Annotated in this window: 13 protein-coding genes; 7 read left to right on the forward strand and 6 right to left on the reverse strand. The window is 44.5% G+C overall.

What is annotated here, in order from left to right:
• Positions 1 to 89: 89 nt before the first annotated feature.
• The 7 genes from QVE09_RS06005 to QVE09_RS06035 all read left to right on the forward strand — a co-directional run bounded on the left by QVE09_RS06005 (position 90) and on the right by QVE09_RS06035 (position 7,028).
• On the forward strand, positions 90 to 974 hold the full coding sequence (locus tag QVE09_RS06005) for an ABC transporter permease (RefSeq protein WP_315936118.1): 885 nt from the start codon (positions 90 to 92) through the stop codon (positions 972 to 974).
• A gap of 31 nt (positions 975 to 1,005) precedes the next feature.
• A complete protein-coding gene (gene nikB / locus QVE09_RS06010) occupies positions 1,006 to 1,926 on the forward strand; it encodes a nickel ABC transporter permease (RefSeq protein ID WP_253434434.1) in 921 nt (306 codons plus the stop codon).
• Between the two features lie 12 nt (positions 1,927 to 1,938).
• Positions 1,939 to 2,985, forward strand: a complete 1,047-nt coding sequence (locus tag QVE09_RS06015; RefSeq protein ID WP_315936119.1) for an ABC transporter ATP-binding protein — start codon at positions 1,939 to 1,941, stop codon at positions 2,983 to 2,985.
• Between the two features lie 38 nt (positions 2,986 to 3,023).
• Entirely contained in the window at positions 3,024 to 4,013 is a 990-nt protein-coding gene (locus QVE09_RS06020) for an ABC transporter ATP-binding protein (protein ID WP_315936870.1), read from the forward strand.
• Positions 4,014 to 4,198: 185 nt separating this feature from the next.
• Positions 4,199 to 4,963, forward strand: coding sequence for a sensor histidine kinase (locus QVE09_RS06025; protein ID WP_315936120.1), 765 nt, complete (start codon positions 4,199 to 4,201; stop codon positions 4,961 to 4,963).
• Between the two features lie 39 nt (positions 4,964 to 5,002).
• Positions 5,003 to 5,701 carry a response regulator transcription factor gene (locus QVE09_RS06030; RefSeq protein ID WP_315936121.1) on the forward strand — a complete coding sequence of 233 codons (699 nt, stop codon included), beginning with the start codon at positions 5,003 to 5,005 and terminating at the stop codon, positions 5,699 to 5,701.
• 1 nt (position 5,702) lies between these two features.
• On the forward strand, positions 5,703 to 7,028 hold the full coding sequence (locus QVE09_RS06035; RefSeq protein ID WP_315936122.1) for an SLC5/6 family protein: 1,326 nt from the start codon (positions 5,703 to 5,705) through the stop codon (positions 7,026 to 7,028).
• A gap of 58 nt (positions 7,029 to 7,086) precedes the next feature.
• On the opposite strand, the gene QVE09_RS06040 is transcribed toward QVE09_RS06035, so the two are convergent.
• From QVE09_RS06040 to QVE09_RS06065, 6 genes are all read right to left on the reverse strand, one after another.
• Positions 7,087 to 8,163 carry a fibronectin type III domain-containing protein gene (locus QVE09_RS06040; RefSeq protein ID WP_315936123.1) on the reverse strand — a complete coding sequence of 359 codons (1,077 nt, stop codon included), beginning with the start codon at positions 8,161 to 8,163 and terminating at the stop codon, positions 7,087 to 7,089.
• An 88-nt stretch (positions 8,164 to 8,251) separates the two neighbouring features.
• The gene (locus tag QVE09_RS06045) at positions 8,252 to 8,671 is read right to left on the reverse strand and encodes a hypothetical protein (protein WP_315936124.1); all 420 of its coding nucleotides are present in this window, start codon (positions 8,669 to 8,671) and stop codon (positions 8,252 to 8,254) included.
• Positions 8,672 to 8,802: 131 nt separating this feature from the next.
• Positions 8,803 to 10,473, reverse strand: coding sequence for a helix-turn-helix domain-containing protein (locus QVE09_RS06050; protein WP_315936125.1), 1,671 nt, complete (start codon positions 10,471 to 10,473; stop codon positions 8,803 to 8,805).
• A 99-nt stretch (positions 10,474 to 10,572) separates the two neighbouring features.
• Positions 10,573 to 11,577 carry an ABC transporter substrate-binding protein gene (locus tag QVE09_RS06055; protein ID WP_315936126.1) on the reverse strand — a complete coding sequence of 335 codons (1,005 nt, stop codon included), beginning with the start codon at positions 11,575 to 11,577 and terminating at the stop codon, positions 10,573 to 10,575.
• Between the two features lie 184 nt (positions 11,578 to 11,761).
• Positions 11,762 to 12,136 (reverse strand): hypothetical protein, encoded by a 375-nt coding sequence (locus QVE09_RS06060; protein WP_315936127.1) that lies wholly within the window; start codon positions 12,134 to 12,136, stop codon positions 11,762 to 11,764.
• 22 nt (positions 12,137 to 12,158) lie between these two features.
• Positions 12,159 to 12,821: a 3'-5' exonuclease gene (locus QVE09_RS06065; RefSeq protein WP_315936128.1), complete on the reverse strand. Its 663-nt coding sequence runs from the start codon at positions 12,819 to 12,821 to the stop codon at positions 12,159 to 12,161.
• Between the last annotated feature and the right edge of the window lie 32 nt (positions 12,822 to 12,853).

Below are 12,853 nucleotides of genomic sequence, written 5' to 3' on the forward strand. Positions count from 1 at the left end.
CGTTTTTTTTACTTCATGAGTAAAAATCCTTTATCTTTCATTATTTTGTGTTAGTTTTATTAACATATCAAGCGATAAAGGAGGCTCCTATGAATCAATCTGTGATCACACCTGCTGCTCCACACACGGTAATAAGACCTGGTCAACTGCGTAAGTTTCTTACCCGTATGGCAGCAAACAAACTAGCCTCTGCCGGAGGCCTCATTGTTCTCTTCTATATTATTGTTGCTCTTTTTGCCCCATGGATTGCTCCATACGATCCTTATAACATTCATCTGCCTGACAAATTACTCCTCCCCTCCTGGGATCATTGGATGGGTACGGATGATAAAGGCCGTGACCTGCTTAGCCGCATTATCTACGGAACACGTTTATCCCTATTAATCGGTGTTGCTGCTGTAAGTATTGGTGCAATCTTCGGCGTGTTTCTGGGACTGGTAGCTGGTTACTACGGTGGCTGGCTGGATGCCATTATTATGAGAATCATGGATATCCTTCTAGCCTTTCCGGGTATTTTGCTCGCTTTGGCTATTGTTAGTGCACTGGGAGCAAGCCTGATCAATGTCATGATTGCTGTTGGTGTCTTCTCCATTCCCATGTTCGCACGAATTGTAAGAGGCTCAACACTGACCGTCCGTAAGCTTGAATACATTGATTCCATACGCACGCTTGGCGGAAGTGATCTGCGAATCATTCTTGTGCACATATTGCCCAATATTATGTCGCCTATTATCGTGCAGATTACGTTGCGCCTCGCAACTGCAATTCTGTCCGCTGCAGGTCTTTCCTTTCTAGGTCTGGGTGCTCAGCCTCCTTCCGCAGAATGGGGTGCCCTGTTAAGCAGTGGACGTGATTACATGTTCAGTGCCCCATATCTGGCTCTTTTCCCCGGCCTCGCCATCTCTACACTTGTGATCGGCTTCAATCTGTTTGGTGATGGTCTCCGGGATGCACTTGACCCCAAATTAAAATAACTTTGCTCATGAAAGGAAGAGAACACCATATATGCTGACTTACATTGTGCGACGCCTCATTCAGACCGTTCCCGTTATATTTGGCGTAATTCTGGTTGTCTTTCTTATTATGCAGATGGTCCCCGGAGACCCTGCCGTTCTCATCGCCGGAGACGGAGCATCTGAAGAAACGGTACAAGCGATCCGCCATGATCTGGGACTTGATCGACCTCTTCCGCTGCAATACATCCAATATGTACTCGATGTGTTTCGCGGAGATCTGGGAACCTCGTATCGCTCAGACCATCCGGTAATGGACGAAATTATGCTTCGTTTGCCCACAACCATTCAATTGGCATTGGCCAGTATTGTCATCACGATTGTACTCGGTATGATAGCGGGAATTGTATCCGCTACCCGCCAACATAGTACAGCGGATCGCCTGATCATGCTGGTTGCCCTGCTGGGCATCTCACTCCCCAGCTTCTGGCTGGGCATGATGTTAATCTCCTTTTTCTCCGTCAAATATCATCTATTGCCCGTTACCGGTTGGGGAAGCCTGGAACACGTCATCTTACCTGCCATTACGCTTGGTGCTTCGGGAGCCGCCATCGTTGCCCGCATGACCCGTTCCAGTATGCTGGATGTCATTCATCAGGACTACATCCGTACCGCACGGGCAAAAGGTCTGAAAAATAGACTCATTGTGTACAAACACGCCCTCAAAAACGCGCTTATTCCCGTGATCACTGTCATCGGATTGCAATTTGGAACACTGCTTGGCGGGACGGTTCTGGTCGAATCTGTTTTTGCTATCAATGGTCTGGGGCGATTGATCGTCGATGCCATCCGTATGAGAGACCTCCCTGTCGTACAAGGAGGCGTACTTGTTGCTTCTGTCATTTTTGTATTCGTGAATCTGGGTGTGGATCTGTTATACCGGTACTTCAACAAAAGGATTGAGATGGATTAAGGAGGAGATTGAATGGTCAGGGTAACGCAGGAGAAGTTGCTGGAAGTACAAGGACTGCAAACATACTTTTTTACGGACGAAGGAATTAGCAAAGCCGTTGATGGCATTGATTTCAGTGTATATCGCGGAGAGACAGTAGGTCTGGTTGGAGAATCCGGTTGTGGAAAAAGCATGACATCTCTCTCCATCATGCAGCTTCTAAGTCGTCCGGGCCGAACGGTCGGAGGTCAGATTTTGTTCAAGAATGAGGATCTATTGACCAAGTCTGAAGAACAGATGCGGCGCATTCGTGGCAAAGAGATATCCATGATTTTTCAAGAGCCGATGACCTCGCTGAATCCTGTTTATACCGTCGGAGAACAGGTTGCTGAGGTGTTCAGGCTGCATGAGAACCTGGGACGGAAAGAAGCTTGGGCAAAGGCCGTTGAACTTTTGCGCATGGTAGGAATACCCTCCCCTGAAGAACGCGCGCATCAGGAACCCTTCCGGCTTAGTGGCGGCATGCGTCAACGCGTCATGATTGCAATGGCTATGGCTTGTCAACCTGATCTGTTAATCGCAGACGAACCCACGACAGCGCTCGATGTAACCGTACAATCTCAAATTCTTGATCTGATGAAGCAACTCCAGCAGCGTATGGGCATGTCCATCATCCTGATCACACATGATCTGGGTGTTGTTGCAGAAACCTGTGACCGCGTAGCGGTTCTATATGCAGGACAGATTGTTGAATACGCCTCTGTGGATTCCATATTTGATAACCCCAGACATCCATACACCCAGGGACTGCTTCAGTCACTGCCAAGGATCGATGAGGACCAGGAAGAGTTGTTAGCCATCCCGGGAACTGTTCCGAGTCCTTATGATCTGCCTTCAGGTTGCCGATTCGCCCCCAGATGTGCTTTCCGCAAAGATATCTGTTCTATGGCTCAGCCTGAGCTATTGAATATTTCCGATGAAGAATCAGTACGATGTTGGATGTATGACGAAAAATGGAGTGACTGTGATGTAAGCGGCCACCCGCACATCTCGAATCAGGAAGGGAGCAGATTAATATGACAAGCATCCATGTAACCCCCCCATTGTCCGCAACAGACATGAAATCTGCGGCACTTTCGAGTTCTGATGTCCTTGCTGATATCAGGCATTTGAAACAATACTTTCCCATTCGAGGAGGCCTGCTCGGCAGAGTGGTTCACCATGTCAAAGCTGTGGATGACATTAGCTTTCAAATTCATGCAGGTGAAACGCTTAGTATTGTAGGGGAGTCAGGTTGTGGCAAATCAACAACAGGACGTTCCATCCTGCGACTCGATGACCCTACGAGTGGAGAGATTTATTTTCAGGGCAAAAACATTCTAGAGTTAAATAAAGCTGAGTTAAAGCGAATGCGCAAGGATATGCAGATTATTTTTCAAGATCCCTTCGTCTCTTTAAACCCACGCCAGACCGTACGGCAGATTTTGAAGGAAGCACTGGAAATACAGAAAGTAGTCCCTCGCGGCAAACAAGATGACCGTATCCGTGAACTGATGGACAATGTTGGTTTGCGTCCGGAGCATATTGATCGTTTACCTCATGAATTTAGCGGTGGGCAGCGCCAACGGATTGGAATCGCTCGAGCACTTGCACTGGAGCCTCGATTAATTATCTGTGACGAAGCCGTCTCCGCGCTGGATGTATCCATTCAGGCTCAGATTATTAATTTGCTTAAAAAACTTCAGAAACAACATCAACTGACATACCTGTTTATTTCCCATGATCTTGGTGTGGTCCGTCACATCTCTGATCGTGTGATCGTGATGTACCTGGGCACCATCGTTGAGATCGCTGATAAAAAATCACTGTTTGATCACCCGCAACATCCATATACACGTGCACTGCTGAGTTCCATTCCATCGACGAAACGTAATCAGCCGAAAGAACGTATTCAGTTAACCGGTGATGTCCCTTCTCCCATCCATCCACCTAGTGGATGCCGGTTCCATACACGTTGTCCGTTTGCAGTTGATCGCTGCTCTTCTGAAGTTCCCGAACTGCGCACCATTCATGAGGGACATCAGGCTGCCTGCCATCTGATTTCCTAAAATCATGCATCCTTTTTGGGCACCATTTACAAATTGCTTCCCTTCTATTGAATCACTTACCAAAATACATTAATATGACAATACATTTCTCTTTCAACTTCATATTTTAATAATTTTATGATTTACGGATGGCTCTATCAGATTGAATAGACACCCAATGTTAGCATTTAGCATGGAGGACCATCATGATTAATCTTGATCAATTTACCCTCATCGTCCTAATATTCATAATCGCTCCCATTGTGGGGGCGATTGCTCTATTGATTTTGTTTTTTTTCGAGAAACAGCTGGACTTGCTTCGGATGCAAACAAGGCAGATCGAACTGGAGAAAGAGTTTCAAAAATCACTGTATGTACAGCTCAGTCAACAGATCCAGCCTCACTTTATGTTTAACACCCTCAACGTCATTCTCAGTCTGGCCAGACTACGTCGTACCGAACAGGTTGTTGGTGCACTTGAGGTTTTCTCCAAATTCCTCAAATTCAAGTACAATACCGATGAGCCCATGATTCGTCTCGAAGAGGAGATTCGTTATACCGGTCATTACCTGGAGATTCAGCATCTACGCTTTGGTGAACGGTTGCGACTTGTCACAGATTACGATGAGAATGTGCTTAATGCTTTCATCCCTCCCTTTGTGCTTCAAACGATTGTAGAAAATGCGTTCAAACATGGACTTGAACCAAAAATGGGCCCTGTCGAGTTAACCATCCGTTGTCTTCGAAATCAAAAACAAGTGTTGCTTACCGTAATCGATAATGGTGTGGGTCTCACACCAACATCCTCAGATGAAGTAATTCAAGGACATGGGCTGGAAAATATCAGAAAGCGACTGCATATCTTTTTTGGTGAGGAGAGTTCTCTCCGCTTATCAGCTGGACCACAAGGAGGAGCTATCGTTGAGGTCAGTTGGCCCTATACTCAAGAAGAGATATTGAAAGCTCATTAGAAACGGAGAACGATACATCACGAATAGGGGGACTTCATCATGAATGTATTGCTGGTTGATGACGAACCTCTGGAACTGGAGCAGCTGGAATTTCTAATTCAGCCTCAATTTCCTTTCTGGCGTCTCTACAAAGCTGCCGATGGAACACAAGCGACATCGATTGGACAAGAAGTACAGATTCAACTCGCCCTGCTTGATATTAATCTCCCTGGCAAATCCGGTCTGCTCGTTGCCGAGGACCTGCGCCGTCTTCACCCCGAAATTCATATTATCATGATCTCTGCACACCACAACTTTCAATACGCTCGTCAATCGATCAAGCTGAAAGTTATGGATTACATCACCAAACCCGTCATTGAACAGGAATTGCTCGAAGTACTACATGAATTTGATCATAATGACTCGCCGGCCGTGCAGTCCAAAGTCATTCAGGAAGCACTCCAGATTATGCAAAAACAGTTTTCAGGAAAAATCAATCTCTCCGGGCTCGCCTCAGCTGTTCACATGAATCCAACCTATCTGAGCCGACTCTTCCATGAAGAAGTAGGCATCTCGTTCTCTGAATATCTGAATCAATTACGAATGGAGTACGCCAAACAACTTCTTCACCGTCATTCAGATTTGAATATTGCAGACGTTGCTGAGCGATGTGGCTTTAACAGTCAGCACTACTTCTGCACACAATTCCATAAACATGTGGGGATGCCACCCAAAAAGTTCCGTGAGAAGAGGAGTTAAGATGCGTTACAATCATTTCCGCGACAATTTGGCGGCGCCTGTCAAACTGGGGATCGGACTTGGAGCCATTGCGCTGCTTGGGCGATGGCTCACCGGGCTCAATATTGTAGATTCACCTGAAGCATTGATGCGTTATGGCTTGTACGGCACTTTGGGGTACTCTCTCGCGACAGCCCTCGCGCTGATGTTATTTGGATGGCTGGGCAAATATGTGAGAAGCCACTCCGGTGACGCAGTAACACTGAGCCAATGGCTGACAGCCAAACTGACTCCTTTAGGTGCTCGTTTGATGACTGGATTGTTTGCGATACTGCTTCTGGAAACGGTGCTCCTGCAAGGAATGGTATCCGGATTCTTCTTTCATCAATTATTCGGTCTTCCCGAAGTTGCTGGGCGAACGGCTTTTATCGTCATCTGCTCTTTGCTTGCAGGTTTTATTGGATTACAGACACTCTATGCATTGGCTATTCCCCAAGTCATTCTGACTTTCAGCGTTGCCATCATGTTTCCTTTGTTTTATTTTATCCGCCAAGGTGTTGACCCGGTTTACTCTGGAATTCGCCTCTATCATCCTTATATGCTTGTGATCGACAACCATTCTGCCCTGCTTTTTATCGCAACGGGTGTATTGGTTGGTCTGGGACAGGTTATCGCTGATCCAGCTACCTGGCAGCGTCTATTTCACATCGAACGATCCAAAATTGTGCCAGCATATATGATGTCAGGCATGATGTATGCTACGGTGCTAATGGCTTTTCTACTGCTCGTTATGGTCTCCATTCATTCTGGTGGGCTGGCAAATATCCCGTCTCTGATCTATCCGCTATTGTCCATTACCCATTCACCCGTTTTGTTTGGGATGTTGATTATATGTCTAATCCTGATGTTCACGGTGTCCTATATGAGCCGGTTTCAAGCCGTTCTGAAATTATGTATGGAACAATTCAACTTTGCCAACTCCGGTGAAAAACGTACCCGGAACATCATCATTTGCATGGCCATGTTTGTAGCGACCTTCATCTCCCTATCCGTATCGATGACGCCAATTCAAATCCTGTATTTGTTCGGATCATTGCATGGATGCATGCTTGGTCCCATGCTGCTCCTGAGTTTAATTCATAAGCGCCCACACGGCATTGCAGTTCCCCTTATCACACTGGGGGGATGGATCGCTCAATTTTTGCTGCAGCTGCTTTCCTCTTTTTCGGGGCTTGAACGAATCTGGATCAGCAGTGCTGTATCGGCTGTCCTAACCTGTATTTATCTACTCGTAACGCTAGGTCTTCGTCGCCACACTCAACACATGTCAATGGATTTAGATCGCTAATTCATCGTAGTGAACAAAAAAGAAGCCCCTTCAGCTAAGCTGAAGGAACTTCACATTTTTAGTATTCACTTACCTCAAACGTCAGCACCCGATCAAACAGGATATAATCCTTCCGACTCTTAAATGGCCCTTTGTTGTTGTCGTGTTTATCGATGGCATACGAAGCTTTTCCGCTTCCCGCTTGCTTGGCTTCATACCAGTCGATGAAATCATTTACTTCTTTCATGCTTAGGTCGAATTCTTTCTCCAAGCCCGTTGTCATGGTAACGACCAAGATGGCACGGTTGGTGGATGGTTGCTCTGGTTGTTCCGGAGTTGTAGGTTCTTCAGGTTCTGGGTTAGGGAGCTCTTCTCCATACGGAGTAGCAAGTGCTTCGTTGGAGTATTCAGTTTCAACACCATTAATCGTAGTCGTTACAACAAAATAATACGTAGTTCCGTTTGTAAGAGCAGGAATGACAAAGTTCCCATTTTCATCTTTTGTAGCAACAACAGTTTCAGTATATTTTCCTGATTCCGTCCCATACCTCACAATATAATTTTCTGCACCATCTATGGCTCCCCAATTTAGGCTGACCTGAGTATTTCCAGGAGTTGCTTTCAGATCAATTATATTTGGATTCATCATCTCTACTACACCTATCGTAAGTTCATTGATATGAGCCCATGACGCCGCTCCATCTACTTCTATCTTGATACCTTCGTAGACCCCCGGAGTAATTGCAACTGGGTCGGTTATCGTAACAGTTTCATTAACATACCTGCCGACTTTAGGGCTTACCAAAATCCATTTACCATCTTTGAGACCGTACACTGTGTAATAGTTATTGGATTTAGGATTAGAATACGCAGCGACTTGAATAAAGTTAAGACTTAATTCCTCTGGAAAAACATATTGAATTGTTCCTTTTGTTGCACCCGAATTCCAACGAGTATCCAACTTACCGTCAATAGAATTTTTACCATAATTCGCACTATATGTACCATTTACTGTTACAACTGTTTCCTTTGGAGGTGAAATTCCTTGCATCCCTTCTACTGTAACTACTTCTTCATTTGCTGCCATAGCTACGTTCATGCTCATTAAACATAATAACACTACCGCAAATACTGTTTTCTTAAACTTAGCAATCACTCTATTATCCCCCTATTAATATAATAAGTTACTAATGTAATATGTACTTAAAAATATGTCTAAACATAAACTTGCTCATCTATAAAATTCAGCTAAATTCTTGCAATTTTATTTTTTTATTGGATATAAAAAAGAGCCCAAGAAGAATAAATCTCTCCTTGCGCTCCCATGTTGTAAATCTAATCAATTCCCTATTCCCATTCACCTTTTTTGACGTAAGTTGCATCATAAGCAACAATTCATTCGTTTTATCTGTTACCTTTTGTAAATCATCGAACACAATTTCTTCTTCGGCGTAATCTACTAAACTCGAATCCACTTTCTCGTAGACCCCACAATCCTTTACATAAATTATATCTGGATGGTTGGAATCATATCGTAAGCTTTCAGGAAGTTCTTCACCCGAAATTTCATGCGATTCGGCAACCATAGTCGTCGATACCTCTGTAACAGGAATCATTCCAATAACAGCTACTACTAAAAGTGAGGCCCAGATTTTTTTCTGCATAGGATGTCTATTCTCCAATTCATTTTTCCTATATCATACAGCAAATCAGATTAATAGAATATTTTTTAAGTTTTATTCGAAGTTGAATTTTAATATTGAAACCAGCTTGTTGTAGTTTTAGCTCCCATTCCTCAAGCCATAAACCGCAATATATCCTCAATCTTCTTCCCATGAGAAATCACACCGTAGTTCATCCACGACATAAAATCCACTTCATACACATTGCCACTCTTCACCGCAGGCAGGCGTTTCCATTCGTCCCTTTCGAGCAGTTCGCGCTCATCTCCAGGTTTAGCAGAATTTCCAGTGTCAAATGTAATCAACAAGTGATCCGCATGAAGCTGACTTAACTGCTCCAATCCAATGAAAATCCTCCGCTCGTGTCTTGTCCATTGCTGTACACGGGAGTGCGGAGTCAGTCCAAGATCTTGATAAATTACAGGGCCAACGTAGCCCTGCTGATCCCCATAGAGAGTAATGTCAGATGCAGATATACGCAAAAAAGCTACTGTTTGTCCTCGCATATAACGTGATAACCGACTTTTAGCTTCCAATGCTTTGTCCTCATACGCACCAATTACATCTTGAACCCGATTCACTTTTCCCAACACATCGGCTGTTGATCTCAAGATGGAGCGCCAATCTTCTCCCAGATGTTCCACGTAAAACGTAGGTGCTACCTGTTCGAAGCGGTCCAGATTCCATCGATCATATCCCTTGTCCAGCATGATAAAATCAGGTACATTGCTCAGATTAAACTGTGCATCCTTCTGGCTCACATCAAATTCAGGTACGTCATCCAACCCCAAATATTGCTGTCTGCCCCAGTAATGATGCGAACATTGCAATACGGGTTTTACGCCAAGAGCCAACACAAAGTCTTCCAGATACGGGGCAAAGACACGAACCTCTTGACGGTGATGACGGCGATACAATCCAGGTGAAATACCAGCATATTGCTTGAAACGGCGACCAAAATAATACTCGCTGCTAAATCCCACATTCTGTGCAATTTCATGAATGCGATCATCCGTCAGTTGCAATAGTTGCTTCGAGCGCTCCAGCCGAACCGTATTTACATAATCAAGTGGAAGCTTGCCTGTAATTTTTTTGAATTGCCGAGTATAACTCGCTCTGGTAAGACCAATATCTGCCGCGAGCTCATCCACGGTTATGGTCTGATCGTAGTGGTCGCCAATATAACGAATTGAACTTTGAAGACGCGTACGCTCATCGGGTGCTTCTGTTTTGGGATCACTCTGGCGAAGCAAGGCTCGGAACCACTCCTGAAAACGTAGCTGTATCTCCCATTGCTCCAGCCAATCGCCAGTAACCTGTTGACGCAGCATTTGTTCCAAGGCTTCCAGACAGGAACTCCACGGACTGTAACTCAGCTGAATAAGAGGTAGCGCTTCTTGAGTCCCAATCCCTTTAAGAAATTCATGCTGCTCAGTCGTGATTATCGTAGGCGAATGGATTGAAATATCTTCTTTCAACTCAGCCACCATTAGATCAAGCTTATAATACTGCAATTCACTTCCTGTCCCAGGAGAACTTTCTATTTTAACGGATGTTCCCGATGGAACAAACATAATCATTCCTTTTTCCAGATGAGATTCCCGATCTGAGCAAACCATTGAACCCTTCCCAGACGTTACAACGAAAATGGAGTGTGAGGATGACATTCTATGTAACAAACGTTTATCGATATCAGATTTATGGTGATCTACGTATTCCATATGCTGAAGCGTGCATAGCCAGGGCTCGGGAATGAGTTGTATTATCGTGTGGCACATGTTCATCGTCCTTAACTGAGAATTATTATCATTTAAAATAGTGTATACGAAAAAAGAAAGCTCTTCAACCCTGGCTGAAGAACTTTCTTTAAGTAGTTGATTCAATTATGGAGTCATTTTTTCCAAGAGATCATCAATTTTCATGGAATTTGCTGTAATCGCACCTGATTGCCAATGTGATCTTTCCATAATATACACCTGATTGTTCTTAACCGCCGGAAGGGAGTTCCACAATTTGCTATCAAGTACCTTCAAGGCTTCCTTGTTCTCGGGAGATGACCATTCTCCATTGGAAGGGAACACAATAAGATGATCTGCATCAAGTTGCGGCACGGCCTCTTCAGACAGAATTTCCTGGTATTCTTCCATCTTGTTAACCAGAGGATGAGGTGTTAGGCCAAGCTCCGAATAAATAAATCCGGTGAACCGATTTTTCACACCGAACAGTGCCAGTGTATCATCGTTAACATTCAGTCGGACAACTGCGACGGTCTCGTCTCCAACCGCTTCCTGCAGTTTCGCCTTAGCATCTGCAATCTTGGCCTCAAATGCCGCAGCAACTTCTTCACCCTTGTCCGGTTTACCTACAACATCGGCGATGGTTTGCAAAATTTGATTCGAATCCTGCAGTACGCTCTCAGGCAGACGATACGTCGGTGCCACCTTGGAGTACATCTCATATTTCTCCATATCTACCCCACCATCTACAATGATGAGATCCGGATCATACTCCAACAAAGCCTCAATACTCCCCGTAGTATCAAATTGAGGAACATCCAGTCCTAAATAATCCTGTACACCCCACATCGGGTTATACCACTGCACGACTGGTGTAATATCGAGCGCCTTCAGATAATCTTCCACATATATTCCAGCAATCCGCTGTGGCTGAACCGGAATCGTTACATCTCCAAATTCATCCTGTACAACCCGTGTCGCAGGCTCTGTCTCGGTTTCAGTAGTATTTTCTCCAGAAGCTGCACTTTCAGTTTTAGTTGCAGGAGTCTGTTCCGCATTCGTAGCGGTATTTGTACTACATCCTGAAATCACTAGACCCATGAGCAGTAATGTAATCGCCCACCCTTTAAATCCTCTAATAAAACCTACCATGATACCCTTCACCCCTATATGATCTGTTAATGTAATCGTGAGAATGTTATACATAATATATAATGATTATCATTCTCATCTACTGCTTAGGTGAATTGTAACTCATGCTTCAGCCGACTCACAATGTACATTTGATGCTATTTTTTTATACAAACGAAAACAAGCCTGTTGGTCCCTCCCCCGCTTATCGCAGGGGCAACCTACCTTGTTGATAACTTTCCAACAGTTCACTAACAAATGAATCATGTACCATATCCTGTAACAGTGCAGCGCCAATTAAACCCATATCATCACTTACATACCCAGCTAACTCAGGTTCGCCGGTAAGAGCTAAAGTTTGTTTGAACGCCTGCTCCCTGCTTGTGCGCAGCACTTCTTCTTCTGCCACAGCGCTAGCTTGAGCCCATCGTTCAAAGGATTGCATCCACTCGTCAGCAAATGCAGAGGTATCCCTTTCATCAAGGTAAACTTCCACATCCAATCCTTCGAATGTCTGCTGGGTCAGAATACGTCCCTCGTTAAGATCCCCCAGTAGCTTCTCCACATCCGTTTTGCTCATTGATCTCCCCTCCAGTTCATTATCATGTCAAATACATCTCAGGTATAACAAAACGCTTCATCATTCGATTAGGATCGGCTGTAAAATGATCCAATTGAAGTTCCTCATATTCGCTAAGGATACTTTCAAAGATACGAGCAATCACACCACAATCTGCCAAAGCATTGTGCCTGTGAATTCCATCTGTATTCAGATCGTAATACCGAATCAGAAAATCCGTAGAGACAACCTCGGTAATCTCAGGATGAATGTAGGTGAACATCGCTTTTGTATCCAGCACCGGGTTAATCAACATCGGGAGACCATACTCATCACAATGCCGCTTCAAGATGGGCAAGTCATATTCATATCCTGCTTGTGTCACAAGAACGTTATCACCTATGAATTCCTGAAAGTTCTGAAATACTTCTACGAACGAAGGAGCCTCTACCATATCCTCATTCGAAATGCCTGTTAATTTCGCCACAGCTTCTGGTATTGGTTTGTTCGCTTGTGTAAGTGAAGAAAATGTTGTATTACATCGTTGACCTCTTTGGTAATGCATCGCACCAAATTGTGTCACACTCTCCACCACAGGATTAATGCCCGTACCTTCGAGATCAAATATGCAGTACATTCTCTCCTGTAATGAAGATACGCTTAGATTTTCAATAAAGTATGTATCAGGCAACAGCGTAATTTTCATCCGTCCCACTCCCTCTTCTCCACTATCATCCT

It is taken from the genome of Paenibacillus sp. ClWae2A (genome assembly GCF_032452295.1).
Lineage (GTDB): Bacteria > Bacillota > Bacilli > Paenibacillales > Paenibacillaceae > Paenibacillus.